We start from the raw sequence: 25231 nt of genomic DNA, 5'->3' as shown, positions 1-25231 counted from the left end.
GCAGGCGATAAAAGGTTGAAAGCGAACGCGGAAAACAGCCGATGGAGGAGGGTTTTCACTCACCCATAGCTTGAATGGAGCGGCAAGGTGATATATACTAATGATAGTTACCAAGTGGAGATAGCAATGCCAGATACAGCGGTTGCAAAAGTGTTCATGACCGGTCGGTCTCAGGCGGTTCGGTTGCCAAAAGAATTCCGGTTCAAGACAGATGAAGTGCGGATCAGGGCCGAAGGCTCAAAGGTCATTCTTGAACCCATCGAAAACGATTGGGAGTGGTTGGACGAGCTGCACAAGTTGGGTCCGCTTGATGAGGATGCTGCGCGGGCTGCCGAGGAAGATGTGCCACCCCAAGACCGCCCGGAACTGGATGTGTTCAAGTGAAATACCTGCTCGACACCAACGCCGTCATTGGGATCATCGCGGCCAATAGCAGCCTGATTGACCGCTTGTCCGCGCACGTGCCTAGTGATTTCGGTGTTCCCTCTGTCGTCATGTATGAACTCTATTGGGGCGCATACAAAAGCGCGAAGGTTGCTGAGAATGTGGCCCGCGTCGAAGCGCTCCGGTTCGAAGTGCTGGACCTGTCAGTAGAGGATGCGAGAGCCGCTGGTCTGATCCGCGCTGATCTGAACAAGAAAGGCACGCCCATTGGGGCATATGATTTGCTGATTGCGGGGCAGGCGGTTTCGCGGTCCCTGACACTCATCACCAATAACGTCAAAGAGTTTCGCCGGGTTGAAAATCTGATCTATGAGGACTGGCAAAAATGACCAAAGTCACCACGCCAACCGCCGCAGAGAACGCAATCCGCCGTGTGTGGAAATCTGCTCAGATGTATATCGCGTTTCACAAGGACCCAAAAAAGCGCCAACGCGAGGAGCCGAAACTGTGGCCTCCGAAAAACGGCAGCGCGTCTCTGCATGATGATATCGCTGAGCAGGAGGCCATCGTTGTCGTCAAAGCAGTTGATGCTGAAGACACCCAGGATGTGCAAATCAAACTGCATCCCAGCCGGATCGTTGTGCGCCGTGATGCCGACAAATGGTGGCAGGGTGTTGCAGTGGACGATCATTCGGTGACCGTCCGCATGGCCGACAACACGATCATTGAAATCCGGCATGACGGTTCGATCAAACGCCGGTCTGCCGAGGATGAAACACATGTTGAAGCGGATGGCAGCATTTTCAAATGGACACCGCACGCAGAGTCAACGATGACCGGCGACGGGATCGAAATGTCCCGACGCACCGACGACCGCATTGCAGCCATCACGCATGACGGCGTTGTGGATCGGGCGCGGAAGCGCTAATCTGGCTTCAATACCTCCAGATTTTCCTCCGTTTAGACTGGTGGCCCGCATCGTCGGGCCATTCTTTTGCCCTTGTGCCAGCGTCGATGTTCCTCTGGTGTCGCTTGGCACCTGGGGCCGTTGCCCCATGTGCCGGCCCGACTGGCCGCTTCGCTGTGACGGCCGCCATTGCGTCCGGTGCATCGCCGAACCCTGGCGCCAGGACACAAACGGCCCTTCGCCTCCGCCGATAGAAAAGGGCGACTTGCGCCACCACGTGCTGCCCCAATCTCCTTCAGGTCATCCCGTTTCGGGAAGACCACCAGCTCGCGGATCTGAGCGATGCGCGTGTGATGGATCGACTTGGTTTCGCCGCCATCAGTAGTGGATCGGTATTCAAGCCTTTCGCGCGCATCGTTCCCAATAGTTCGTGCCTTTGTGCCGGTCTGACAGTTTTCACTCCGTTGCCAATGAAGATCCTCGCTCCCCCGTGTTTCTTCAAGATGAACATATGCGAGCAGTCGGGTTTGGCGCTGCTGAACTGGCAACAGATCAGCAGCTTCAACGGCTATTTTCCGCAGCCGGGCAAGCCCGGCTTTGCATCGCGAAACAAAATAGCCGCTGACACCCCCTTCGTGCCCGCAAAAGCCATGTTCATCGAAACACTCAAAAGCGAGGATCTAACAATGGCAACTCAAACTCTGAAACTGAACGTCAAAGCCGGTGAAAAAGATGGCACGAACTACTGGGACCGATGCGGGGTTCTCTTCGTAAACACCGACGACGTTTCCGGCGAAATCAAGTCGATCACCGTCAAACACAGCATGTTCCCCGGCGCTGAAATGGTGGCCTTCCCAAAACGGAACGACGACGATGGAGTAGCCGAGTAACAAAGGGCAGGGCGGCGCAAGTCGCCCTTTCCTGCGCTCCGGCTTCTGGCCGGTCGTAGATCCGCCGCATCACCACAGGCACCGTCTGGTTGAATCGCCGCGAAGGTCTGGATTGGAGCCAAGATGACTTAAGCTGCAATCTGTGCGAATGTCAGCTTTCTCACCATACAAACGATGCTAGCGATCAACAAAGCAACATGGATATCCCCTCTATGCGTCTTTCCTTTCCCCAAGCCGTTGTATTCGACATGGACGGCCTGTTGCTCGATACTGAGCGGGTATGCTTCGAGGGCTTCCGCACGGCGCTGAACATTCTCGGGCTACCGCAGGATGACAATTTGTTTCTGCGGTTAGTTGGGACGAACAATGTGCTGGGACGTCGACTGCTGACCGAAGGGCTGTCGGGAAGTGTCACATTGGAAGAATTCGAAACCCTTTGGGACAAAGAAATCACGCGACGGTTAGTAGATTGCATCCCCATAAAACCTGGTGTTCGCGCAGTGGCCGAACATCTGCGCGAGCGCGATATACCTTACATCATCGCCACCAGCACCCAGACGGAAAAGGCGCATTTGCATCTCGACCGAGCGGGTCTTAGTGCGCTTTTTCCCGACGTCGTAGGCGGTGATCAGGTCGCGGCCAGCAAACCCGCGCCAGATATCTACCTCCATGCTACTGCACGTCTGGGTCACGATCCCGCAACCTGTGTAGCGTTCGAAGATTCCCCCAACGGCGTCCGAGCAGCGCATGCGGCGGGCCTAATTACAGTGCAGGTCCCTGACATCGTTGTCCCCGATGCCGAATTACGCGCGCTAGGGCACTATATTGCCAGCGACATCATCGCCGGAGCGCGCAAAGTGGGGCTATTGGTGAACTAGGATTAGTAAGCCGGCACTGATGCTGATAAGGCGAACGGCTGTTAAGTCCCGCTTCAAAGCTGACATATTGGTTGTGGGCAAATCCCGCGCCTTCAGCGCGTGACCGCGTGCTAGGCTTCAGCCGGCCTTACCGGCTTACGCCCCGAACCGGAAATGCCCATTCTCCCTGCGGCCCGAGTGCAGTGAAACCTGTCTCATCCGAGCCAGCTTTCACCGCGGCCGCAAGTCGCCTGGTCGCGTCCGTTTCGGCCCTTCGGGTGACGCCCGTTCGCTTCGCCTTTTGCAAGGACCACGCTCGATAGACATCGAGCAAAGCGCAGATCGGCAAGCGATCTGCGGGGCTTGTTTTCCCGAACGTCAGGAGGCCGAAAAGCTCTCGTATCTGATCCGGTCCAGGGGGAAGGCGCAAAGAGAGACCCGCGCCGGGGGGCGCGGCTCACATATCTCTTTCCCATGCGCCTCAAGCAGAAAAACGGCTTTCACGCGCAGAGCGCGCAAACCTTCCGTTTTTCAGCCTGACCCCCAGTCCTCCGATCAGATCCGGATCTTTTCCATCGGCCCCCCTCCTTCGCCGGGAAAACGCGGAGGGGCGAGGGTGGCTGATGTCAGTCCAGCAGGCCGTTTCCTTGGCCTGCTGTGTTCACAACAAACAGCAAGCGGACAGGTCGGACGCAGATCGGCCACCGTACAACCACAGAGGAGCATTGCTGATGGCTTACAATCGTTACATGCGGGGCATGTCATGCGGCGGACTGGTGACAGGGGCGGCGCTGACCAACGACCAGCTGCACCAAGCTGTCCCGTCTATTTTTGCAACCGAAGGTCACGAAAGCCGCTCTGACCGCTTTGTGCCAGTTCCGACCGTGAACGTTCTGGACGGGTTGCGGAAAGAAGGGTTTGACCCGTTCTTTGCGCAACAGGCGAACACCCGTGTTCCGGGCAAGGCCGCGTTTACCAAGCACATGCTGCGGCTTCGTCACCGGTCGATCACGAACAGCGACGGCGAGTCCTTTGAAATTGTTCTGGTCAACGCCAATGACGGGACCAGCAGCTATCAGATGATCCCCGGTTACTTCCGGTTTGTCTGCGCAAATGGCCTGATGGTGGGCGATACCTTTAACGAGGTGAAGGTAAGGCATTCGGGGAATGCGGTGTCCGAAGTTATCGAAGGCGCTTTGACCGTTCTGGATGATGCCGAAGAAATCACGGAGCAGGCGCAGGGCTTCAAGGCCATCACCGTGAACGACGCGGAACGGAAGATTTTGGCCGAAGCCGCACACCAGTTGCGTTTTCCCGATGCGGCCAAAGAAGACGGAAAACCCGCACCGATTGAGGCGACACGGTTGCTCAGCACGCGCCGCAACGCTGACCGCAGCGCTGATCTGTGGACCGCGTTCAACGTGGTTCAGGAAAATGTCATCCGCGGCGGGATTTGCGGGCGTGTCCGGACAGCAGATGGTCGGACCCGCCGACAGCGGACCCGCGCCGTTGCCGGGATCGACCAGAACAAAGCACTGAACCGCGCCCTTTGGACGCTGACCGAGAAAATGGCTGAGTTGAAAGGGGGTGGCGCATGAGCGCCCCCATTACCGTCCATTGCTCGAACTGCGGCGGGCAGAACGTCAAGCGGGACGCCCATGCAGAATGGAACGCAGAGCTACAGCAGTGGGAGCTTGCCAATATCTATGACGCATGGGATTGCGACGATTGCGGTCATGCGGTTTCAGTCTATGAGCAGACTGTTCATGACCCGTCTGACATCAAGGCTTCAGCATGATTGCGGCGGTCAAAGATTTTGTCCGGGTCATCAACGAGCTGGACCGATCCAAGCACCGGGACGAGGTTTTCCGCGATTTCTGCGAACTGGCCTATTGTGCTTTGGTAAAGCGCGCCTGTCCTGATGAAGCCCAAAGAGATGCGCTTGAGACGCAGTATATGGAAGTGGTCGGGCGCTATCGCAACAAAGACGACATCCGCCGTATGCCCGAATTGCTGGCAATCATGGCGGGCACGATCGGTAACGGAGGGTGTGATTTCCTCGGAATGGTCGCGGGCGAACTTGGCGTTCTGGATGCCAAGCTGGGGCAATTCTTCACGCCCTACGAAGTATCGCGCATGATGGCGGAAATGACCTTGACCGACGCCAAAGCGATCATCGAGGCGGAGGGGTTCATAACGATTGACGAACCCGCGGCCGGGGCGGGCGGCATGTTGCTGGCCGTGGCCGACACCATCGAGGGAATGGGGTTTGAACTTGAAACAAGTGTTTGGGTCCGCGCAACCGAGTTGTCACGCGCAACCTATCACATGGCCTATCTGCAACTCACCGCGCGTGGGCTAGCCGGTGAGGTCATTCACGGCAACAGCATCACTTTGGAAACCTACTCGGGCGCTTACACCGCCGCTGCACCTGTGTTCTTTGCCGCGAATGGTGATCCGTTTGCGAAGCAACGCGCAGAACGGGAAGCGCAGGCCAAAGCTGATGCAGAAAGAGCCGCACAAGACGAAGCTGCCCGCAAGGAGCGCATCAAAACGCTGGGTGACGGTCCCGCGATCCAAGGCGACCAGCTTAGCCTCTTTTGAGGCTGGGCTATTTCTCTTGGAATGTCGTCTCCGCTGGTGGGGCCGAGGGTTATCCAGTCCGGTCAATTTCAACCTTGGGCGAAATTGGCCTGACCGGAGCAGGCTGTAGGCCGAGATCCCAAGTATCTCAGCGTCAGCCTGTGGGGAACCCTCGGCTAGCGATGCCTCGGTCGGAGGCACAACGCCGATGTTTTGCGAAGACAGAGCAAAACGGGATCAATGTTCCTCTGTTTCCTTTAATGTCGCGCGGATCATCGCAGCAATTTCCGCGTCGTTGTCTTGCAGGACCTCTTTGAAGAAGGCTCCAAGGTTAAAGTTTTTCTGGAAGGCGGCAGGTATGTTGCTTCGGACCTGTTCCAGTGCCGCTGCAATCTCACTGCCGTCTGAGGTGGAAATCTGAACCCTGATCGGTTGTCCTGCGGAACTTAGGTCTTCGGGCTGGGCAGGTTCTTTCTGCTTTGGTTTCGTAGGGGCCGGATTTAACCGTTTTGGCTTTGTGGTCGGTGTCGTATCTACCACCGGCTCAGTCTTGCCCGCTAAGGCAGGCTCAGATTCTGGCTTTGGGTCAGTTGAGGGCTCACCCTGTTCCCGCTTGCTCAGATCCGTCACAGTTGGCGCGATGTCTGACGCAGACCCGTTTAGCAGGCTATCGATGCTTTTAGGCCGGGGCATGCTGCACCTCGCTTTCCTTTAGAGCATTTAGGACATAATCAGCATTGCTCAGCGCCTTTTTGCACCGATCCGCCATGCGCCGGGCGTTCGACCGGGCTGACTTCGTATCCGCGTGTTCCGTGGCTTCTTCAGCAAATCCCATCAGCCTCCCGATCGTTGTCCCCGCCCTAAGCGCGTCGTCCATGGCCGCTGTGTCGGCGATTCCACCGACACACTGAAACTGCTTTGCCAGCGCTTGCTTGCCCTTCTGAATTCCGGCTGACTGCACGACAGATTGCCGGGTGAACACAATCCGAAACTTCTCTTTCGGGTCCACTTTGCTGCCGATCTGCTGCAATGCCGCCTCACAAGATTTGTAGGTGACCAGGATTGGATTGTATTCTGCCGATGAGCCGTCAGACGGGCACAACACCATGTCAGCCACTGCCATCGCCATTGCGGCGGTCATGCTGGGCTCACCTTTGGTGTCGATCAGCAGGTAGTCAAAGCCCCCCGCCTTTTCTGCCTCAAGAATGTGGGCATAAGCGAGTTTAGCATTCTCCGCATCTTCCCTGGCGAACTGCCCGGCCTCGATCAGAAGTTCATCTGCGGGGATCGGCTCCAACCCGTTATTCGGATTCAACCATCCCGATAGTGTACCTTGTGAATCCAGATCGAGGATACGGACACGTTTGCCTTGATGGTGCCAAGCGGAAGCGAAGGCGACGAGCATGGAAGATTTCCCAGCTCCGCCTTTGGAGTTTACAGCGGCATAGATTTTCAATTTGGTCTCCGGGTCTACGCCCGAAAGCCACGCCGCGCAGCGGCGTGCTACAACCGGGCTCGCGATTGCAAGTTATCGCGCGACCCGTCACCCGCGCTGACAAAGACGCTATTGCTTTTCTAAGCAATCCTCAAGCGTCTATAACCAAGAATGCCAAAAGAGTATTGCCAACAGACATTTGCCATATGCCAGATGGTTGGCGATAATCAGGCATGTGGAACTTGCCAATGGTCCGGTGCCATGTGCCATCTGGTAAAGCCCGCCAGTCAGACGGCGACACCATAATGGCATTTGCACTGGGGCAGACGCGAGGTGGCGATTGGTGCGCGGCAAGTGTCAAACGATCGTGCCTCGCGCTACGGACCATCTACATCCTAAGCTTTCTTTGCGGGATAATACAGATTGTGCTATCGACAATCTGTTAGACTTGCAGTCGGCTGCCAATTCAACTTACACTTGAAACACCATACGCGCGGTCTGACGGGGCCACGCACGATTTCTGATCGTGGAGAAAGCCCCGATGCCACAAGGCGTACCTAAATCAGTCACGACAACCATGCGCTTTGATGAGGACGAATTGGCGTTCCTCAAACAACGCAGCAAGGCCATGCAGCTGCGCAGTGTGACCGGATTGGTGCGTGTCTGTATCCGCATTGCCTTTGGTATTCCGTTGAAAGAAGAATTCCGAACACAGCAATTCAAAGAGCATCTGGCTCAGTTGGTCGGCATGGCGAACAACCTCAACCAAATGACCCGCGCCGCAAATGCCGGGAAGTTCCGGCTCAACAAGCGCGCCGAAGATCAGTTGGCGGCGATGAAGGACGAGGTTCGGGAATTGCGCCGTCTGATTGAAGATTATTCCGACGCCGCCCATGAGCGATCTTTTACCCGCGCCCTAGAGATCGAGCGATTTGCGGAAAAACAGCGTGCGTCACGTGTGTCACCCAGGGCGAAGGCTAAGGTATGACCAACCTGGCCTCCGCATATGATCCGGCCTGGGACGCGCTGTTTGGAGAGTTTCAACTCATCCCGAACCTGAAACCGCGTCCTGGTCAGAGCCCCGCGCGCTCACATCGCCGCCCGGCGCAACGGCAGAGCTCGTCAATTGGTGCGGCTGGCATGATTGCCAATGCGCTTCTGACCAATCAGGCGGTGGTCAAGGTTGTCCGAGGTGGCGGTGTTACCGAATCCGGCCGTTTGGGCGGCCAGCTGTCCTACATCACGCGCAAGGGTACGGTTGAGATGGAACGCGGCGATACCGGCGAGCTGTCGCATGGTATGGAGGGTCTGCGCGATGTGTAGGACGAGTGGGCGAAGGATTGGGTCCGAATGGACCCGCGGGTCACGAACTACAGCTATCACGTCATTCTATCTTACCCCAAGGACACAGACCGGGAGGCCGCGAAGCAGGCCGCACGCAGTTTCGGCGCGCGTCTGACGAATGGCGAATACGGCGACCGCTATAAATATGTGATGGCCCATCACGACGACACCGGGCATCCGCATACACACCTGGTGATCAGCCGGGCAGGGGCGTCTGGCAAGACCCTTCAGATCAGCCGGTACGGGATCACAACGCAAGATTTGCGAGAGCTGCAGGTTGAGACCGCGCGGGACGTCGGCATTGTTCTGACTGCGACCAGCCGGTTCAGCCGCAACCTGCGGCCGGAGCGCGAAAGCAGCGCCCGGGTTCATGCACAGCGCGACGGGCGGACTCTGCGTGAGCGGCCAGCCCCTGAACAGCGCGGTGGTTTTCCTTTCTTTGGCATCGGTCGACAGCAACCCGTCGCACGGGACCAGCTGCAGGTCATGAGCGATCAGCGCAATGCAGACTATGTCGCCCTTGGCGAAACACTGCGGTCCCATCACGCCGGTTTTAAGCAGGGCATTTTCACAACCCAATACCCAGGGCGTGCCGAGACCCTGGGGGCCATAAGCCAAGCTGTACTCGGCGCAGCATCAATCCTGGTGACGGACGGGGTTCTTAGATCAGAGGAAATCGACATGAATCAACAAGTCGCCAACCAGATGGACCCAACACATGCCTCGGCCATCGACGGTGAGATGAAAGCCATTGGAGCCGATGTACGTGAGTTTATCACAGGTATGGATGCCAAAGCCGAGGCTATGGAGGACGAGGACAAGCGCAGTCAAACAGAGGCCGCGATTTCGCGCGTCCTGCGGGACTATGAGCCACTTATGGATGAAGAAACCAGGACGTTCTTTGGTAAACGGCTGGAACGGGATGACGAAATTGAGGTAGGCCGCGATGACATCGATCCGACACGCCAGCGTCGCGCAGCAGAGCGGGATGCAGCAGATCCAACGCGCACCCAGCCCATCGGGCAGGACCGGACAGGCTCAGATCGTCGGGAGCACGCTGCTGCAAACGATCCGCGCGCTGCTGCCACCAAGGCTGTGCTGAAGGATGCCGACAGGCAAGTGGCCGAGCGGTTCGAAGCGATGGGCATCAATGGAGATCTGGTCTTGGCACGCATTCGCAATGGCGCTGACGTGGACAAGCAGACGCGCGAGAATTGGTTTGAACGCGATGTTAAGACCTTGGCCAACGCGCATTCGCTCAGCGAGAATCAGGCGCGGATCGACATGAAGGCCGCGTATAAAGATGCTTCTGAGATCTACCGCGATGCCCGTGGCGACATCCGTAATATCAACTGCGCCTTTGCAGAGGGCAGGGGAGACGACTTCCTACAACAGAAGATCAAGACTGGCGTTCAGGATGAAATCCAGACCATGAAAGGGAAGGGTTTTGATCGGGCCGCGATCGGTGGACGATTGCTTGAGATTGAAGACCGGGTGCAGGAGCGGGTGACAGATCGCGCACCGGATCGTGTTGAAGGCGAAGCACGCCCGGGCCGTGACCAGCAAGGCCAGACCCCGGATGTCCGTGCCGCCGGTACAGCACCGCGACGTCCCGATCTGGAGGCTGGTGTGCGTGGGCAAGTTATTGGAACCGGTGACGCGCTTTACAAAGAAGACGAGAAAGACAGCATGTCGCCTTATGTCGATCTGAAAGTGGACGGCCGGGACAAACCTTTCCGCGTTTGGGGCGTCGATCTGCCCGACATGATGCAGCGCGAAAATCTCAAAACCGGTGACACGGCTACGCTCGCCCATGACGGCTACAAGAGGGTGACGGTCAGCAAGGTTGATCCAAAGACCGGCGAAAAGAAGAGCACCGAGGCAAACCGACGGGCATGGAAAGCAACCGACATCGAGCGGGCACCGCGTGAGGAACAACGCGGGCTTGAACCCTTGCAAGAGACTGCGCGCATCAAAAGAGATACGCACCAAGACCGGCCAGAAGAAAAAGGCCAGCAGGCCCGCACCGTTCGGCAGGAGGTCTCCATTGAAGCCGGCGTCACGGGTGTCATCGTCGATGCCAAAGAGGCTCTGGTGCGCCCCGATGATCCAAACAGCAAATCCTACTATGTGGATATGAAGGTCGAGGGCAAAGGCGAGCCGGAACGGATCTGGGGCACCGCCCTGCAAGACCAGATGGCGCGAAACAACATCTCAATCGGTGACAAGGCCACATTCGTCAAAGCGGGCAAAGAAGAAGTCACCCGGTCACGCCGGAACCCCGAGACCGACGAGCCGGAGCGCGTCAATGTCACCCGCACGGCCTGGGATGTGAAAAACCTTGATCGACAGATTGACCGCGATCCTGTGGTGCAAGAGCAGCGGCGTCGGGAACGGGAAGAACGCGCTAAGGGCGACCGGGGTATCAGCCGATGAGCCGTCATCTGGAAAGCACATTGAATCGAGTGTTCGGAGGGCAATTGCTCTCCGATCCTCTCCTATCTGAAATCGTCCTGAATCCGGACGGCAGACTCTGGATCGAGCGCAGCGGTGAGCCTGCCATGCGTCTGCTGGACCAGCCGATGGGAGAGGAGGATGCAGAGGCGTTTGCACATGACCTTGCTGGCGGTAATCCTATTTCAGAAAAAACACCGCTGGCCGGTTCGCAGTTTGAAATCAACGGATCACTGTGGCGGGCGCAGGTCGCGGTCAAACCTGCCGTTGAGGCCGGCGTTGCGTTTGCCTTACGCCGGGCCGTGGCAAAGCAACTGTCGCTCGATGATCTGATGCGGGGCTTGCCAGATCTGGACGCCAACATGGGTGATCTGAAGTCTGGCGTTGATCCCGCCGATGAGGCTGTTTTCGACGCCTATGAGAACAAGGGGTTTGGTGATTTCTTGCGCGCGGCCGTCAAGGCCAAGTGGAACATCCTGTTATCGGGCGGGACATCCTCCGGCAAAACGACCTGGTTGCGCGCCTGTCTTGGCGAAGTCGATCCTTCAGAGCGGATCATGACCATTGAGGACGTGCTGGAAATTCGGCCCAGCCAGCCCAATGCGGTGTCACTGGTGGTCAACAAGAACGCATCGAGCAGCGATCTATTGAAAGCCTGCCTGCGGTTCCGGCCGGAACGCATCATCATGGGAGAGCTGCGCGGTGCCGAAGCTTATGATTTCCTGTCCGCCATCAACTCTGGACATCCGGGCGGGATATCCACGCTGCACGCCGCATCACCGGAATCTGCACTTTCTCGTTTGGCGTTGATGGTCATGCAGGCAGATACCGGGCTGACCTATTCCGAAATCCTTGAATATTGCCGATCCATGATCGACGTGATTGTGCAGTTTCGGAAAACCGGGGATCAGAGGCTGCCGGTTGCCGTCAGGGTGCTCAGGGAGAAAGCAGTATAGGTTTTTGAACACCCAATGGAGAAGTGGCTGAAGTGGGGTTTTTCGGTTGCGCAGATTGCCAAGGGATCAAGCCGACGTTCAAGCAACCTGCGGAGAATGGCTCCTCTGAGCCCAAAGTACAAAATGCTGCGGGCGCAACGAATGTCCGCTATCCAAACTCAAACCGCTCGAAGAACGCCAGACATGCCTTCATCACACCGTAGTTGAGCGCGCTGCGACGCAAGTGGACACCAGCCTGTCTCCTCGGCAGGCCTTGCTTGATAGGACGTATGATCAAACCCTCTTCTGCGACACGAAAAGCCAGTTGCAGCGGAGCCGACATGATGAATGGCCCTTCACGGACAAGTTGTAAGCCAGTCGTGAACGAGGTTGTCCGAATGTCGATGACATCCTGGCTGGGGGTCGTGGGCTTAAGCAATGTGCGAAACCTGCTTTCGGTCTCGGGATCGTTGCCGAATATGACCCATTGCTGTCCTGCAAGCTCGCGGATATCGATTGCGGCCTGGCCTGCTGCCGGGTGGTCCAGCCGCATGACGACACCGTGCTCCACCTCGGTCACCGAAGTGGATGAGAGTTCGGTCTCCAGGCCAACGCCGTCAAGGACACCGAGATACAGGTCGATCTCGCCGCTCAGCAATGCTTCGCGCGCATGCTGAGTCATATCGGTTTTCAGATCGAGCCGAAGGTCGGGAAAACGGGTTTTGAGCTCAGTGAAAAGGCTCGCGACGCAGCTGAGGTGAAAGAGCGGACCCGCTCCAACGCGCAAGATGGAAAGGCCCGGCGACGCGATGGCACCGATCTTCTCGCGCGACAGCCGGTATTCCAGTGCGATCCGTTCGGCATTGTCCAGAAGCATCCTGCCCGCTTCGGTAAGACGCATCCCCCGCCGATCCCTTTCGAAGAGCGGTGTGCCGTAGCTTGCTTCAAGGTTTGCGATCCGCTTGGTAACGGACGGTTGGGTAACGCCGAGCGCATCCGAAGCTTCGGTAAGCGATCCGTGCGCGGCGACGGCGAGAAAGGCGGCGAGGTTTCTTTCCAAGATATTCACTTTTTGAATTGATGTAGTCGATACTTTGATTTTACAGAATTTCTTGAATACCGCAATGTATGCGTCAGCCGTGGAAATTGCTTTGGGAGGGGCGATGCGGACCGTTTTCGTTCTATTCGACTCGCTCAACCGCCTGGCACTTGGTGCCTATGGCGGAACGGCCATCGCAACGCCGAACTTCGACCGTTTCGCACGGCGAGCTGTGACCTTCGACAAATACTATGTAGGTAGCCTTCCCTGCATGCCTGCGCGGCGTGACATGCACACGGGACGGTTGAACTTCATGCATCGACATTGGGGCCCGCTGGAGCCATTCGATGACTCTTATGCCCGCATTCTCAGCCAGAACGGCACCTACACGCATCTGATCTCGGACCATTTGCACTATTTCGAGGATGGTGGTTGGGGCTATGCAAATGCCTTCGATAGCTGGGATTACATACGGGGCCAGGAATACGATCCGCTGAAGGTTCTCGTGGCACCGCCGGTCGACCGACTAAGGGAGGCATTTGACGCGCGGCACTATCCGTTGGACGGACTGCCAAACGGCACGGCAACACGCGGAAACTCCTCAAAAGTCGCTTGGAAGAAATCCCGCGCAGCAATCAACGCCCAGTTCCTCGAAACCGAAGCTGATTTCCCAACTGCAAAGTGTTTCTCTGCCGCCTTCGAGTTCCTTGATCTCAACCGCGAGTCTGACGACTGGTTTTTGCAACTTGAATGCTTTGATCCACATGAGCCCTTCGTTGCGCCGGAGCGGTTCAAGGAGGCCTATCGAAGCGGATACAACGGCAAGATCCTTGATTGGCCAATTTACGAAAAGGCAACGAACTCCGCTGAAGAGATCGCCGAAATCCGAGGTAACTACGCTGCCCTTGTAGCCATGTGCGACGAGTATTTCGGCAAGTTACTGGATTACTTCGATGAACACGCGCTCTGGAACGATACCTGTCTGATCTTGACGACAGATCACGGGTTTCTACTGTCCGAACACGACTGGTGGGGCAAGAACCGAATGCCCTACTACGAGGAAATCTCGCACATTCCCTTGATGATCGCGCATCCGGATGGCGAAAGAGGGACCCGGCGGGCCGCTTTATGCCAGACACCCGACTTGATGCCGACGATGCTCGACATTCATGGTTGCAAGGTTCCTCCTGGTGTCACCGGAACGTCGCTGGTCCCCTCCCTGACCAGTGATGTTCCGGGGCACGCCTCCGTCGCACTTGGCATGTTTGGCGGGCCGGTCTGTGTAACAGACGGGCGCTATAGCTATTTCCGATATCCCGAGGAAGAGGAAGGCTCCGAACTCAGTATATACACGCTGATGCCGACTCACATGACAGGTCCCTTCGACGTCGGCGAATTGCGGTCGGCGGAGCTGGCAGGGCCGTTCGACTTCACTAAGGGCGTCCCGCTTATGAAGCTCACGCTCGACTCGAAGAACAGCCAAGTCGGTCAAGACGGTCAAACGCTCGAAGACTGCGAAACTGCGCTTTACGATCTCGATGCCGACCCGGGTCAGACGCAGCCTGTTCGCGACTCTGCCATCATCGCCCGGCTTTCGGCGCAGATTTCCGCACATTTTCAGAGGCACGACGCACCGCTCGAAATTTATGATCGGTTTGGGCTGTCCGATCCGAATTCCAAGAAACGCCCCATCAAGGATGTTGACAAACACACTGACAGGAGGAGACCCAAGTCATGAAAAAACCACTCAAAACCCTGACTGCTGCGGCTGTAGCTGGGCTTACGGCGACCGCTGCTATGGCCGAATTCCCGGAGCGCACCATCGAAGTCATTCACCCCTGGGGACCCGGCACAGGCTCTTCGGTGAGCCAGGTCATTGCCAAGGCAATGGGCGAAGTGCTTGGCGTCGACATTACCGTTCTGTCGGTGACGGGTGGACCGGGCACCAAGGCGCAGACGACCGCCATGAGCAAACCGGCGGATGGATACACCATCATGGATTCTTACGTGGCTCCGCTGGTTCTCGCACCGATCCTGGGTAAAGCCGAATGGGACTACACAGAATTCACGCCACTGCAATCGGCTCATTCGAACGCCTTCGCAATTGGCGGGCGCACCGAGGAGAGCCGCTGGGACGACTTTGCCGGGCTTATGGAATACTGCGCGGCCAATCGTGGAGAGCTTCGCTATTCCTCTGGTTCGCGAAACAACCTGCCGCACATGGTGATCTCGAAGGTGCTTCAGGCGCATGACTGTGTTGCCCAGAACGTGCCCTACACGCAGGACGGTAACGCCGCAAAAGACTTGAAATCTGGCGTTCTGGATTTCTCTTTTGTAAATGTCGGCAATTACAAGTCCGATCCATCCGCGTTCAACATCATGCTGGTTCTGTCCGAACTGGAAGACTCTAAAGCGGCATTCGACGGCGCGCCCGGACTGGATGACATTGAGTTTGACACAGGTCTATCCAAACTGGGCCCGATGGGCTGGACATGGTGGATTGTTCACCCGGAAACACCAGCGGACGTCGTGGACAAGCTTCGCGAAGCAATGGCCGCGGCAATGGCTCGAGATGATGTCAAAGCAGCAATCCGGCAAGTTGGCTTCGTGCCTTTGCCCTATGACTACACCATGTACGACGAGGTTGTCGGTGGTGTGAAAGACCAACTCGGGGCCATGGGCAGCGCGCTGGAATGGGAAGAAGAAGAGCTCAAAAAGCTGCAATAAGATGAAGCTGTCGGCCAAGCTTGCAGAATGGACGGGGCTCGCGTTTTTCGCGGGCCTCGGTGCGCTGGTCTTCCAACAGATAGCGACGTCCATGGCCGAGCAAGGGATTGCATCTGGCGGCCCATATGACAACGCAGCCAGCTATCCGCGCAGCATCGCGATACTTATGTTGGGGCTTCTTGCGGTCCAATTGGTCCGCAATTTCACCTCAAGCGATGCAGAACAATCAGAAACTAAATCTCCTGCGGCTTTGCGGAGGTCAGCCGGTTTGCTAGCCATCTTTACAACCTACCTGATTTGCCTCGGTTGGCTGGGATACCATCTTGCAACTGCGCCCATGGTGGCGGCAGTCATGATGCTCTGCGGAGCCCGCAACGCCGGCATTATTGTGGGATTCGCGCTTTCATTGGCCTTTGTTCTGGCATTTGTCTTCGAAAAGGTCCTGAACGTCGTTCTGCCGGGCGGCATCTTTGGTCTGAATATCCCCTGGTGAGCTTTGATGTTTGAATCCCTTCTCGGCGGCTTTGAGCTGTTTTTCTCGCCCCTCGCTATTGCTTTGACCTTCGCGGGCATCCTGATCGGTTTGCTTGTCGGTGCCTTACCGGGGCTTGGACCCTTGATGGGTATCATTCTGCTTTTGCCGGTGGCCATAGGCCTGCCGCCCCTAGCAGGGATGGGTTTCCTCATTTCCATTTTCGTCGGAGGCTCCTGCGGAGGCGCTGTGTCAGCAATTTTGCTTCGAATACCTGGCACACCCATCGCAGCAGCTACGTTGCTAGACGGTTTCCCAATGGCCCAGAAAGGACAGGCCTCCAAAGCTATTGGCCTTGCGCTTGCGGCATCCTCATTGGGTGGGCTTGTCGGCGGCGTTGTTTTGATCACCGCTTCGCCCGTACTCGCGTCCTTTGCCAGTAATTTTGCCCCACCCGAATATACGATGCTGGCCGTCACCGGGCTATTGACCATTTCGCTGATTTCCGAGGGCACTTTGGTAAAGGGCCTGATGGCCTGTTGCTTTGGTCTGCTATTGTCGACCATCGGATCCGACGCATTCTCAACGGGGTACCGGTTCACCTTCGGGTCGCACCACATGCTTGATGGGTTCCACATAGTTGCCGTAGTCGTCGGGCTCTTTGCGATCTCCGAGATGGTCTTTCAAGTCGCAAGGGGCGACCTGTTGGGTCGACCCACGATCGAGATCGCCAAGCCCAGTTTCAGATCTGTGTTTCTGGTGCTGAGGCACTGGAAGAATATGCTGCGGTCGTCTTTCGTTGGTGTATTCTTCGGCTCTCTTCCTGGTGCGGGCGGCGACATCAGTTCGTTCAGTTCTTATGCTATTGCCAAGTCATTCGCCAAACCGGATGAGAAATATGGCGAAGGCGCCGAAGGCGGCGTCATTGCGACCGAGGCAGCCAACAATGCAACCGTGGGCGGCACGCTGGTTCCCACGCTGGCCCTTGGCATCCCTGGGGACGCTTCGTCGGCAATACTGTTGGGTGCGCTTTTGATCCTTGGCTTCGTGCCGGGCCCCGAAATGTTCACGATGAATCCAGAGTTCGTGGGGGGCCTGTTTCTCGTCTATATGGCGTCGAATGTCATGTTGCTGTTTGCCGGCATTCTCGCGGCTCCACTTTTTATTCGAGTCTTGTTGATCCCGAAACTCTACCTGATCCCGGCAATTCTCATCTTGTGTTGTATCGGAACGTATGCCCTGCAGGGTTCGGTGTTTGACCTGTGGGTCATGCTGGGCTTTGGGCTGGTCGGCATTCTGTTTCGTTTGGCGAAATACCCGCTTGCTCCGATCGTGTTGGGATTGATCTTGGGTCCAATCCTTGAGGCTAATCTACGCCGCTCGTTGCTGATATCCCGAGATGGCTACTGGATATTCCTTGACCGTCCGGTCGCAGCCGCGCTGATCGTCATCGATTTGGCCATCCTACTCGGATTTGCATTCATCGCTTTTCGAAGTTGGCGCGTAACAAAGCGATCGTTCGGCTTAGAAACGCAAACAGATGACTAAATCACTGCGTCTATGATCAAGTCGAATTTTGGTGTAGGTTTTTGCAAGACAACTACGCAGAAGCGGTCGTTGGCGCACGCGCAGCGAATTAGCGCTATGTCCGCTTCTTGCCAGTTTATGCCCCACGCAGCGAATGGCCGCTGATCTTCGCGTTTTCGCCGCTGAACAGTGGCATCAACCGCCTGACCAGCTCGTCAGGTGAGAGCCGATGTGCCAGGTCGGCAAGTTTGGGTTCGCTGTCCGAACTGATCGGTGCCAGGCTCAAGAGGTTGCCGAGGTTATCCGCAAAGCTTGGTGCTTTCACCGTTTCGATTGCCTGCGTTAGCTGACGGTCTTCGGCCGTTTCTTCGTCACCGGCCGTCTCGCGTGGAGCTTCGAAATACCCGTAGTCGGCCACGCCATAGTCAAGGTATCCGTCATACTCAGGTGGATCGTAAGAGTGTGGTCCAGGGACAGCCGCACGCTGCGACAAGGACCGCTTGGCGGGGGGCTCAGGCTCCGGATCTTCGGCCTCGGCCAGGTTTGGAGAGCGGGCATCCTTCAGGAACTCATCATACCGTGTCACAACGCCATCCTTAACCACAGGCACATCTGGCCATGGCTTGCCCTTCTGGCTGTCATTGAGCGCTTTGAACCGATGGTCTTTGAAATAGGACACCCGATTTGTTCGGATCGGGAACATGCCCTTGCCGGTGATAATGACCTCCTCTTTACCCAGTCGGCCGATTTCTTCGGGTGTCATCAATGCCCGGCTTTTCTCCGACCAGCTTTCCGACCGGCCAGGCTCTTTCGACCAGTTGCGCCCTGATACGGATTTCTGCGTCACCGTCTTGTTGCCAAGCGCCTTAGACAACTTTTGCTTGGTTTCCTCGGAATTGGGCGTCAGCCACACATGCAGATGCGAACTCTCGGTCAATATCTCTTCACCTGCAGGTCCATAGTGTTCCCGAAGTGACGCCGGCGATTGCACAATCAGGCACAAGCGACCGCCATAGCCGGGCAGGGTGGTCACAGCATCAAGGACACCTTGCATTTTCCCCAGCGAATGAAACTCATCGATCAGAAACAGAACCGGCAGGAAATCTTCACCCGAGGCCATCAACCGTCGACGCAGCGCGTTGATAGCGCACTGGATGAACAGGCGGACGAGCGGGCGCGACACCTGCTTATGCGCTTCTGGAATCGAGATGTAGCAGGTATGAGGCTCCCAACGCATCGATTGAAAATCGAAATCGTTGGTCTTTGTCGCGCGCACGATCGCGGGGTTGCGCCAGGCATTCAGACCCCCGCCCATCAACACCGACAGGTAGATCCCCAGCTGTTTGTTGTCCTGGCCCGCCATGCGCAGCATCGCGCCCTTTGAAACCGAATCTGGCGCGCGCGGTGCGAGGGCCGCGAACATTCCCTTGTAATCCGGTATCTCATCATCGCCCGCCACTTCCGGCGTCAGCACCTGCAGCACCCGCCCGAGCGACGGTTCGGGTTCGTTGCAGACGATGGCGGCCGCGGCCTCAAAGATTTCCTGCGCGTCTTCCATCAACGATGCCTCAGCGCCGGTTGAACTCTTGGGCGCCAGCAGCGCGGCACTGATTTCTGATATCCGCACGAGCCGGTCTTCCAAGTCCGGCATCGCGGCGATGTCGATCAGCGGGTTGAAGCTGTGCGACCGGCCGACAAGGGAGCCTTCCGGGTTGTTCGGAAACTGCACGTCGAAGGGCGACAGCACCCGCACCTTGTCGCCTTTCGCCAATCGCCGCCGTGACGTGGTCTCAAAAAGCTCACCTTTGACATCATAGACGATGAGTGAACCGGGATAGTCGAGCAGGGTGGGGACAACGATACCAACCCCTTTACCCGACCGAGGCGGACCAGAGACCAGAACCGTGCCCTGATCATCTGTATGGGCGCGCAGGTGCGGGGCCTTTTTCTCGGGTTTGCCCAGCTTACCCAGCACCAGGCCCCAATCGCTGATCAACAGCGCTGAGCGGATCTCTTTGGCTGTGGCCCATCGCGCATCGCCGTGGGCGTCAGTCGCGGTCACCCCAAACACCATGCCGCCGAACAGATAGGCAAGGCCGGCGCCAGTCATTAGCCCGAGCGCAATCCCGCCCCAAAGGACTAAATCCCAATCTTTCTGATGCAGACTGTTGCGCTGGCTGAACAGGAGCCAGGGCCGCCATGTTTCGATGTCGCCATTCACTTTCCACGCGATCAGCAGCGCGGCCCAGAGCGGGATGCTGATGACGCCAGCTGCAATCGTGTAAGGAAGGTGGGTCTTTGCCTGTATGGTGCTCATGGCATTCTCCTTCAGGACAGGAGTGTTAAGGGATGGAAAGCTTGAAAACGCTTCGGGGCACGACCCATGTTGCGCCCCGCCTGGAATGATGTTCATGGCGTCACATATAGAGGTCTCGCGATACGAACACGTTGATGTGCTCGCCTTGGTTCACCCATATCGTCGGCGGGATCGACAGGTATTCTTCAAAGGCATCCTGACCGGAGTTCGCAAAGCCGTCGGTTCCGGTGGACAGATCGTTCTCGCTCAGAGTGCGATTGCCGAAGCTCGATATCCCAGAGAAGATCGAGATAAAGAACGCGGCTTCAAACTTGAGGCCAAAGTGGTGCTGTACATTGCCTGTCAGACCGGCGCGGCCCAGCCCGTCGACGCCGCGTGATCCGATCATGATGGAACGCTTATCCGTTGTGATCACCCGGTTCCAGGCCACAAGAACCCGGCGCTGTCCCAGCGAGATATCAGAGGAATACTCCCCAATCAGCGTTGAGCCTTTTGGTATCAGGATCGTGGTTGCATCTGCAGACCACACGTCGCGGCTTATGGTGGCTTTCAGTTCACCGGGAAGATCGGAAGATATTGCCGTATCTAGAACGCCCGGAATCATGGTGCCTTGCGTGATCAGACGATGCACATCCTGCAGCTGCGTGGCCCGCGCTGTCTGGACGCTACGAGACGCGGCGGCATCGAGGAAATCGTTGCCCGTGCTGTTATTCGCATTGCCGCCAGCACCCGCTCCAGCAGCACTGCGCCCAAGGCTATTGGTCAAAGGCTGGGTCAACCGATCTTCTTCAGCCGCAACGGCATCCTGTACCGCATTGCCGTCCTGTGCAGGTTCAGACGCTTGGCCCGGTTCATTGATCGACCGGTTGGCTTGAATCCGCGCAATCAGTTCCCGTTGACGCCGTTCCGCCGCTAATCGATCCTCTTCCAGCTTTTTCAGGAAGGCTTCAAGGGCCTGCTCTTGCCGTTCGGTGCGTTTTTCCAGCGCCGCGAGGGCCGCTGCGTCCAAATCCGAAGCGAGCCCTTGCGCGGCGACTTCCTCAACAGGCGCCTCAGCCTGCGCAGCTGCAATAAGTTCACGCAGTTCCTTCAGTTCAGCCTCAAGAATGGCGACGCGCGGGTCTGGCTCTCGTTCGACCTGGGGCAAAGGCTCCGTTGGCACGGCTCCAAATAGGGTGCCCCCCTGATTGCGCTGGTCCGGTGTCTCGTTGACTTCGGGAATGATGCTGCTGCGTCGGCCGGTTTTATCCCCGCCGCTGTTGATCCAGAAGAACAGGCCAACAAAGGCAATAAATGCACCGATGCCGAGGATCATGGGCAGGTTCAGGCCGCTTCTTTCCTCCTCAGAGCCTTCGATGCGGTTCTCAAGCAGTTTGTTTCGCTTAGACATCAGCGGTTCTCCCCAGCTTGACCTGCATTGCGCTGTGACGTGGATGACGAAACCCTGCGGGGCTTATTCGGGTCGCGGTTCTGGTCAATTTCATAGAGGGGGATATTGAACACGCAGACCACATAAGGCCCGTCGCGCAGGACCAGGCGCGGATAAACACCGGTCACAACAATGGTACCGTCTGCCAGATCCGTTGAGTTGACCAGACGTTCGCGCCCTTTTGCGTCCATGGCAAAGACAGCGGGCCGCACGCTTTGTTGTTTCAGGCGTAGATAAGTTTTGCGCCCATCATCAAACGCCACTGCCGGCCGCAACAATCTGTCACCGCTGGCGCTGTATTGCAGATTGGCAGGCCGCCCGGTGGTGTTGAATGCCGTCTGGATGTTACCGGCTTGTCGCGGTTTGAAGCCTTTTTTCTGATCCGGATAGCTGAACCGATAGAGGAACCCGACATTATCAGGTGGACCGGCTTCATGCGCCTGAATGAGAAATACATAACTGCGCAGGTTGGTTTGCAGAATGAGGTTGCTCGCTTGTGTGGTGGCATGTTTGGCCTTCAGGACAAAGCCGTTGCCAGCGGTCAGAGGGATGAAGTCCCAGGTCTTGGGGTCGCCCCGAACTTCATCAACCATCTGTTCACCAGCTTCGAGTTGGATACTGAGAGCATAGCCCCGTGAAACATCAATCTTGTAAACCTCATCAGGGTGATACACGAGGGTACGCACGCGAGCGTCCGTGCTTGTGCCCCGTCCTTTTTGTTCAGCTGACACAGAGGCCGCGCCAAGTGCCAGCATCACTGCCACAGTGCAAATTATGCGCAACATTATCGCGCCTCCTCATCCAGTCGGTAATTGGCGACACAAAAGCCGGTTGGGTTGTTCCAACGCTCTTCCAGTGTCATGTTTCCGGTGCGGTCGAACTCGTATCCCATCGTGACTACGAAATTGCGCGCAGAGACGGGTGCGCCTTGTTGTGCCCGGGCGCTTTTCGTGATGCGCAGCGTGGCCGAGTTTGAGTTGTTCAGCGTGACAGAGCGAATGCGGACATCGACGCGGCCATAGCTGCCGTAGATGTTCATGGGGCTGTTGGGATTGTCTTCATCATAGAGCGCAGCCAGATCCTCTGCGGCTCCGCCACAGGTCCGCCCATACACATCGGTCAACCGTTCCCGCTGATCGTGCGCGTCATAGGTTTCCCGATCGCGGGCATACTGGAACAACAGCGCCTGCGTGACATACTCATCATCGTCCAGCGTCAGATCACCCAGACGAGATTCCACGTTGACGAGACCGGTATGCTTGTCGACCGTCATTGTGATGGGCACGACCTGTTTGAGCGGAGCTAGCCCCATGACGGCCGCAACGCCCGTCACCCCGATCAGCGCTCCGATCCCGCCGACGACATAAGCAATCCGTGCCCTGCGCCGCATCGACAGATACATCTCATCTTCCCAGCGGTCGTGACCGTCGTGAATAGTAGTGGTATCGGGCAGGGGCGAGCCCTGATATTGCCCGTCAGGATTGAGTGGATCGGGCCTCAAATCTGCTGCGGCATGTTGCATCTGGTGACTCCTCGTCTGTTGCGGGACCAGCCCGCCAGTGTTTTCAATTGGTTACGGCGCTTTCTGGGATCATTGAGATTTGGTTGGCTGAGTTCGCGTTCGACCCGCAGGGGAGAGGCAGCGAAGGAGGCCTCAATCAAACCAGAAAGTGCATTCACATCAGCGTCCGCGCCGTCGTGCGTCTTCGTCCATGCGCTCGGCCCCGCGCCTTACGGAATCCTGAATGCGCTGGTTATTGGCCTCTGTTGCGGATGGCCGGTCAGCCTCATTCGCAGCACTTGCGCGTTGATTGGAAACGTCACCTAGGTTGTTCCCACCCGAGCCACCGCCAAGTAGCCTGCCTCCGAGAAGCTTTACACCATGTTCGCCAGCGCCTCTGATCTGAGACTCGCCGAGGTTCAAAGCCGCGCCACCGATCCGTTGCGCGATCATCGGACAGATCAAAAGCAATCCAGCAGTGATCCCGCTAATGCCTGCGAGCTTGAACATTTCCAGCGGTATATCCGCGCCCGACTGAACGCCTGCTGTAACTGCGTCAGATACGTTTTCTGTTGCTGCAAGTGCGATGCCCATGACACCAAAAAGCAAGACTTGAAACAGAACCAACATGGTAATGCCGCGCACCCAACCGTTGAAGATCTCTGCAGAACTTCGAAGATACGCCCAGACTGCCAGAACCGGGAAAATAGCCAGTAGTATTGCCAGCAGAACCTTAGAAGCGACAAGCAGAGCCAGCGCAATCACGATCATCGCTAGAATTGCGCCTGCCGCCAACAATGCAAACAGGAGCACTCCAAGTGCATCGCCTGCGATGTAATCCGTAACCCCATATGACCCCATGGCCGTTACGATGTTGTTGAAAGAAACTTCGGCCACATTGGCAAAAGCGGAGGCGATGCCGCCTGCGTCTCCGCTTCCTCCAAACCGGCTTATGACGGTGTTGCCGACATCGACCGGGAATTGTGTGATGAAAGGATAAATGTACTGGGTCCAGAGCGCTCCGCCGGAAACAGCCAGATAGAATAGCGTGAACCTAAACACGAACATTATGAAGCCATCGAGGGAGAAGCTGCCTCGATACGCCGCCGTGACCGCCCAGATTGCCAGTGCTCCGCCGGCGAGCAGGGTCAAAAATTCAGCGCTGGGGGTCGCAAGTGCCTGGAATACCTGCTGCGACCCACCATTGATGATATTGTCAAAGCTTTGATCGGTGCTAACAAGGAAATCTCTGATGCTCATGACCCATCATTCCTTTTTCTGTACTTCAGAATGCAGTCGTTCATGGATTTCTGGGAGGCTCTTTGTGCGTCCGATGCGAGCCCGAGCTGCTCAGAAATCTCTTCCACGGTCATGCCCATAAGATCATCGCTGATTTCGACCTCTTCGGTGATGCGTACATCCGGTTCCGGCATGGGTTCACCTGCAGCCAATGCGGCTTCGCATTTCTCTGCGAAAGCGAACCTGAGTTCAGCTGCCTTGCGTGCAATGGACACGTTCCATGCTTTGCTCAAGCGCGAGTTTTCCCGTTTCTCATCAGCCGTCAAAGCTAGTCCTGGCTGGCCCATCGCCAGCGATGTTGCGGCGGTTGCCGCGATAAGAATGGCGTAAGTGGGGAAGCGCATCAGTTTGATCCTTCAGGTCTGTACGCCTGGCGGGCGACAATGTCCTGACCACGCAGACGCTGGTTTACGATTGCGGCGTCCAGCTGACCTTGTGCAGATAGAGACTGCAACAAAGTGGCGAGCATCATGCCGTTCTCAATCGCTATGCGTGTGTTGAGATCAATGCTAGCTTTCAGATCCTCAGTTGCGGAAATCTGCTCACGATACCCGTCGTAGCGCTCCATCGCTTCGCCAGCCCCGGCAAAGCCTTCCTCAGCAATTGCCAACCCAGCCATGCTCGATCCGGAAACAAGATCATGTGACCTTGTGGCCGGATCTGCTGTAGAACGCCCCAACGCTTGCAACCCGTTCAACGGTTGGAAATCCACTCGCAATGCTTCCATATGGTTGCTCAAGCGGTTGTTCACCGAATTGCCGGTCATCGAGAGCGTAGACAGCGACGAGGACAGCTTGCGCGGGGTGATATCGCCACTAAACAGGTTGCCAATCGTTTCCCGGGCGCCGGTGATGGCATTATGTGTCGCTCGCGCCTGGCGTAGCTGTTCCTGAAGCTCATGCAGCTGCAACAGGGCATTATCCAGAATGTCGGTGTTTAAACCAACCATTTCCCCGCTGGAATTCAGCAACGCGATCAGTTCGGCGTGTTCTGATACACTGTAGGTTGGCAGGCCCGGCCCACTCTGTGCACTGGCCATGCCGTCGGCCCCGACAATTCCGGTCAGTGCAAAGGCAACAACTGCGGTGGTGTTTCTTAAAATGGTCTTCATTGTCTTGTCCTTTCAGGACA

26 protein-coding genes are annotated in these 25231 nt (G+C 57.0%); 16 read left to right on the top strand and 10 right to left on the bottom strand.

From position 1 onward, the window contains the following. Nucleotides 1-126 precede the first annotated feature (126 nt). From ACR0KM_RS19105 to ACR0KM_RS19070, 8 genes are all read left to right on the top strand, one after another. Nucleotides 127-384, top strand: coding sequence for an antitoxin (locus ACR0KM_RS19105; RefSeq protein WP_480457392.1), 258 nt, complete (start codon nucleotides 127-129; stop codon nucleotides 382-384). Beyond that, nucleotides 381-773, top strand: coding sequence for a PIN domain-containing protein (locus ACR0KM_RS19100; protein ID WP_480825957.1), 393 nt, complete (start codon nucleotides 381-383; stop codon nucleotides 771-773). Before ACR0KM_RS19105 ends, ACR0KM_RS19100 begins: the two co-directional genes overlap by 4 nt. Then, nucleotides 770-1312: a hypothetical protein gene (locus ACR0KM_RS19095; protein WP_480825955.1), complete on the top strand. Its 543-nt coding sequence runs from the start codon at nucleotides 770-772 to the stop codon at nucleotides 1310-1312. Before ACR0KM_RS19100 ends, ACR0KM_RS19095 begins: the two co-directional genes overlap by 4 nt. Before the next feature lie 332 nt (nucleotides 1313-1644). Next, nucleotides 1645-2181 carry a hypothetical protein gene (locus tag ACR0KM_RS19090; protein ID WP_480861163.1) on the top strand — a complete coding sequence of 179 codons (537 nt, stop codon included), beginning with the start codon at nucleotides 1645-1647 and terminating at the stop codon, nucleotides 2179-2181. Between the two features lie 89 nt (nucleotides 2182-2270). Then, nucleotides 2271-3059: an HAD family hydrolase gene (locus tag ACR0KM_RS19085; RefSeq protein WP_480825951.1), complete on the top strand. Its 789-nt coding sequence runs from the start codon at nucleotides 2271-2273 to the stop codon at nucleotides 3057-3059. A 710-nt stretch (nucleotides 3060-3769) separates the two neighbouring features. Beyond that, complete coding sequence (locus ACR0KM_RS19080; protein WP_480861164.1) at nucleotides 3770-4636, top strand: DUF932 domain-containing protein; 867 nt, start codon at nucleotides 3770-3772, stop codon at nucleotides 4634-4636. Continuing rightward, on the top strand, nucleotides 4633-4836 hold the full coding sequence (locus ACR0KM_RS19075) for a hypothetical protein (protein WP_480825947.1): 204 nt from the start codon (nucleotides 4633-4635) through the stop codon (nucleotides 4834-4836). Before ACR0KM_RS19080 ends, ACR0KM_RS19075 begins: the two co-directional genes overlap by 4 nt. Next, the gene (locus tag ACR0KM_RS19070) at nucleotides 4833-5642 is read left to right on the top strand and encodes an N-6 DNA methylase (protein WP_480825945.1); all 810 of its coding nucleotides are present in this window, start codon (nucleotides 4833-4835) and stop codon (nucleotides 5640-5642) included. Before ACR0KM_RS19075 ends, ACR0KM_RS19070 begins: the two co-directional genes overlap by 4 nt. Nucleotides 5643-5858: 216 nt before the next feature. On the opposite strand, the gene ACR0KM_RS19065 is transcribed toward ACR0KM_RS19070, so the two are convergent. Then, complete coding sequence (locus tag ACR0KM_RS19065) at nucleotides 5859-6161, bottom strand: hypothetical protein (protein WP_480825942.1); 303 nt, start codon at nucleotides 6159-6161, stop codon at nucleotides 5859-5861. A 139-nt stretch (nucleotides 6162-6300) separates the two neighbouring features. Then, nucleotides 6301-7077, bottom strand: a complete 777-nt coding sequence (locus ACR0KM_RS19060; RefSeq protein ID WP_480861165.1) for an AAA family ATPase — start codon at nucleotides 7075-7077, stop codon at nucleotides 6301-6303. A 505-nt stretch (nucleotides 7078-7582) separates the two neighbouring features. Here ACR0KM_RS19060 and ACR0KM_RS19055 point away from each other — a divergent pair. From ACR0KM_RS19055 to ACR0KM_RS19040, 4 genes are read left to right on the top strand one after another with little or no spacing between them, the layout of a single operon-like run. After that, entirely contained in the window at nucleotides 7583-8044 is a 462-nt protein-coding gene (locus tag ACR0KM_RS19055; protein ID WP_480861166.1) for a MobC family plasmid mobilization relaxosome protein, read from the top strand. Further along, a complete protein-coding gene (locus tag ACR0KM_RS19050; protein ID WP_480861167.1) occupies nucleotides 8041-8379 on the top strand; it encodes a hypothetical protein in 339 nt (112 codons plus the stop codon). Before ACR0KM_RS19055 ends, ACR0KM_RS19050 begins: the two co-directional genes overlap by 4 nt. 27 nt (nucleotides 8380-8406) lie before the next feature. Next, the gene (locus ACR0KM_RS19045) at nucleotides 8407-10836 is read left to right on the top strand and encodes a relaxase/mobilization nuclease domain-containing protein (RefSeq protein WP_480861168.1); all 2430 of its coding nucleotides are present in this window, start codon (nucleotides 8407-8409) and stop codon (nucleotides 10834-10836) included. Beyond that, nucleotides 10833-11810 carry an ATPase, T2SS/T4P/T4SS family gene (locus ACR0KM_RS19040; protein WP_480825934.1) on the top strand — a complete coding sequence of 326 codons (978 nt, stop codon included), beginning with the start codon at nucleotides 10833-10835 and terminating at the stop codon, nucleotides 11808-11810. The genes ACR0KM_RS19045 and ACR0KM_RS19040 overlap by 4 nt, the downstream gene beginning before the upstream one ends. A gap of 148 nt (nucleotides 11811-11958) precedes the next feature. On the opposite strand, the gene ACR0KM_RS19035 is transcribed toward ACR0KM_RS19040, so the two are convergent. Then, nucleotides 11959-12849 (bottom strand): LysR family transcriptional regulator, encoded by an 891-nt coding sequence (locus ACR0KM_RS19035; protein WP_480861169.1) that lies wholly within the window; start codon nucleotides 12847-12849, stop codon nucleotides 11959-11961. A 103-nt stretch (nucleotides 12850-12952) separates the two neighbouring features. Here ACR0KM_RS19035 and ACR0KM_RS19030 point away from each other — a divergent pair, with 103 nt between their 5' ends. The 4 genes from ACR0KM_RS19030 to ACR0KM_RS19015 are packed head-to-tail and all read left to right on the top strand — an operon-like array spanning nucleotide 12953 to nucleotide 17575. Next, on the top strand, nucleotides 12953-14566 hold the full coding sequence (locus ACR0KM_RS19030) for a sulfatase (protein WP_480861170.1): 1614 nt from the start codon (nucleotides 12953-12955) through the stop codon (nucleotides 14564-14566). After that, a complete protein-coding gene (locus ACR0KM_RS19025; RefSeq protein ID WP_480861171.1) occupies nucleotides 14563-15555 on the top strand; it encodes a Bug family tripartite tricarboxylate transporter substrate binding protein in 993 nt (330 codons plus the stop codon). Before ACR0KM_RS19030 ends, ACR0KM_RS19025 begins: the two co-directional genes overlap by 4 nt. 1 nt (nucleotide 15556) lies before the next feature. Continuing rightward, nucleotides 15557-16048: a tripartite tricarboxylate transporter TctB family protein gene (locus ACR0KM_RS19020; RefSeq protein ID WP_480861172.1), complete on the top strand. Its 492-nt coding sequence runs from the start codon at nucleotides 15557-15559 to the stop codon at nucleotides 16046-16048. Between the two features lie 6 nt (nucleotides 16049-16054). After that, a complete protein-coding gene (locus tag ACR0KM_RS19015; protein ID WP_480861173.1) occupies nucleotides 16055-17575 on the top strand; it encodes a tripartite tricarboxylate transporter permease in 1521 nt (506 codons plus the stop codon). 115 nt (nucleotides 17576-17690) lie between these two features. On the opposite strand, the gene ACR0KM_RS19010 is transcribed toward ACR0KM_RS19015, so the two are convergent. The 7 genes from ACR0KM_RS19010 to ACR0KM_RS18980 form a co-directional block, all read right to left on the bottom strand. Further along, nucleotides 17691-19871, bottom strand: coding sequence for a type IV secretory system conjugative DNA transfer family protein (locus ACR0KM_RS19010; protein WP_480861174.1), 2181 nt, complete (start codon nucleotides 19869-19871; stop codon nucleotides 17691-17693). Between the two features lie 100 nt (nucleotides 19872-19971). Continuing rightward, on the bottom strand, nucleotides 19972-21261 hold the full coding sequence (locus tag ACR0KM_RS19005) for a TraB/TrbI/VirB10 family type IV secretion system protein (RefSeq protein ID WP_480861175.1): 1290 nt from the start codon (nucleotides 21259-21261) through the stop codon (nucleotides 19972-19974). Beyond that, complete coding sequence (locus ACR0KM_RS19000) at nucleotides 21261-22085, bottom strand: TrbG/VirB9 family P-type conjugative transfer protein (RefSeq protein WP_480861176.1); 825 nt, start codon at nucleotides 22083-22085, stop codon at nucleotides 21261-21263. Before ACR0KM_RS19000 ends, ACR0KM_RS19005 begins: the two co-directional genes overlap by 1 nt. After that, nucleotides 22085-22822, bottom strand: a complete 738-nt coding sequence (locus ACR0KM_RS18995; RefSeq protein WP_480861177.1) for a VirB8 family type IV secretion system protein — start codon at nucleotides 22820-22822, stop codon at nucleotides 22085-22087. The genes ACR0KM_RS19000 and ACR0KM_RS18995 overlap by 1 nt, the downstream gene beginning before the upstream one ends. Before the next feature lie 159 nt (nucleotides 22823-22981). Beyond that, the gene (locus ACR0KM_RS18990) at nucleotides 22982-24061 is read right to left on the bottom strand and encodes a type IV secretion system protein (RefSeq protein WP_480861178.1); all 1080 of its coding nucleotides are present in this window, start codon (nucleotides 24059-24061) and stop codon (nucleotides 22982-22984) included. After that, entirely contained in the window at nucleotides 24058-24444 is a 387-nt protein-coding gene (locus tag ACR0KM_RS18985; RefSeq protein WP_480861179.1) for a hypothetical protein, read from the bottom strand. The genes ACR0KM_RS18990 and ACR0KM_RS18985 overlap by 4 nt, the downstream gene beginning before the upstream one ends. Next, entirely contained in the window at nucleotides 24444-25211 is a 768-nt protein-coding gene (locus ACR0KM_RS18980; RefSeq protein WP_480861180.1) for a type IV secretion system protein, read from the bottom strand. Before ACR0KM_RS18980 ends, ACR0KM_RS18985 begins: the two co-directional genes overlap by 1 nt. Nucleotides 25212-25231: the final 20 nt, after the last annotated feature.

The sequence above is a fragment of the Ruegeria sp. G10 genome (assembly GCF_056533645.1).
This window is presented reverse-complemented; position numbering and strand designations above follow the sequence as displayed.

Excerpts from the sequence above, each read along its gene's own strand:
- ACR0KM_RS19090 (WP_480861163.1), top strand. The coding sequence starts at position 1,645 with ATGGATCGACTTGGTTTCGCCGCCATCAGTAGTGGATCGGTATTCAAG.
- ACR0KM_RS19030 (WP_480861170.1), top strand. The coding sequence starts at position 12,953 with ATGCGGACCGTTTTCGTTCTATTCGACTCGCTCAACCGCCTGGCACTT.
- ACR0KM_RS19020 (WP_480861172.1), top strand. The coding sequence starts at position 15,557 with ATGAAGCTGTCGGCCAAGCTTGCAGAATGGACGGGGCTCGCGTTTTTC.
- ACR0KM_RS19050 (WP_480861167.1), top strand. The coding sequence starts at position 8,041 with ATGACCAACCTGGCCTCCGCATATGATCCGGCCTGGGACGCGCTGTTT.
- ACR0KM_RS19000 (WP_480861176.1), bottom strand. The coding sequence starts at position 22,085 with ATGTTGCGCATAATTTGCACTGTGGCAGTGATGCTGGCACTTGGCGCG.
- ACR0KM_RS19005 (WP_480861175.1), bottom strand. The coding sequence starts at position 21,261 with ATGTCTAAGCGAAACAAACTGCTTGAGAACCGCATCGAAGGCTCTGAG.
- ACR0KM_RS18980 (WP_480861180.1), bottom strand. The coding sequence starts at position 25,211 with ATGAAGACCATTTTAAGAAACACCACCGCAGTTGTTGCCTTTGCACTG.
- ACR0KM_RS19075 (WP_480825947.1), top strand. The coding sequence starts at position 4,633 with ATGAGCGCCCCCATTACCGTCCATTGCTCGAACTGCGGCGGGCAGAAC.
- ACR0KM_RS19105 (WP_480457392.1), top strand. The coding sequence starts at position 127 with ATGCCAGATACAGCGGTTGCAAAAGTGTTCATGACCGGTCGGTCTCAG.
- ACR0KM_RS19010 (WP_480861174.1), bottom strand. The coding sequence starts at position 19,871 with ATGAGCACCATACAGGCAAAGACCCACCTTCCTTACACGATTGCAGCT.
- ACR0KM_RS18995 (WP_480861177.1), bottom strand. The coding sequence starts at position 22,822 with ATGCAACATGCCGCAGCAGATTTGAGGCCCGATCCACTCAATCCTGAC.
- ACR0KM_RS19045 (WP_480861168.1), top strand. The coding sequence starts at position 8,407 with ATGGACCCGCGGGTCACGAACTACAGCTATCACGTCATTCTATCTTAC.
- ACR0KM_RS19025 (WP_480861171.1), top strand. The coding sequence starts at position 14,563 with ATGAAAAAACCACTCAAAACCCTGACTGCTGCGGCTGTAGCTGGGCTT.
- ACR0KM_RS18985 (WP_480861179.1), bottom strand. The coding sequence starts at position 24,444 with ATGCGCTTCCCCACTTACGCCATTCTTATCGCGGCAACCGCCGCAACA.
- ACR0KM_RS19015 (WP_480861173.1), top strand. The coding sequence starts at position 16,055 with ATGTTTGAATCCCTTCTCGGCGGCTTTGAGCTGTTTTTCTCGCCCCTC.
- ACR0KM_RS19095 (WP_480825955.1), top strand. The coding sequence starts at position 770 with ATGACCAAAGTCACCACGCCAACCGCCGCAGAGAACGCAATCCGCCGT.
- ACR0KM_RS19040 (WP_480825934.1), top strand. The coding sequence starts at position 10,833 with ATGAGCCGTCATCTGGAAAGCACATTGAATCGAGTGTTCGGAGGGCAA.
- ACR0KM_RS18990 (WP_480861178.1), bottom strand. The coding sequence starts at position 24,061 with ATGAGCATCAGAGATTTCCTTGTTAGCACCGATCAAAGCTTTGACAAT.
- ACR0KM_RS19080 (WP_480861164.1), top strand. The coding sequence starts at position 3,770 with ATGGCTTACAATCGTTACATGCGGGGCATGTCATGCGGCGGACTGGTG.
- ACR0KM_RS19070 (WP_480825945.1), top strand. The coding sequence starts at position 4,833 with ATGATTGCGGCGGTCAAAGATTTTGTCCGGGTCATCAACGAGCTGGAC.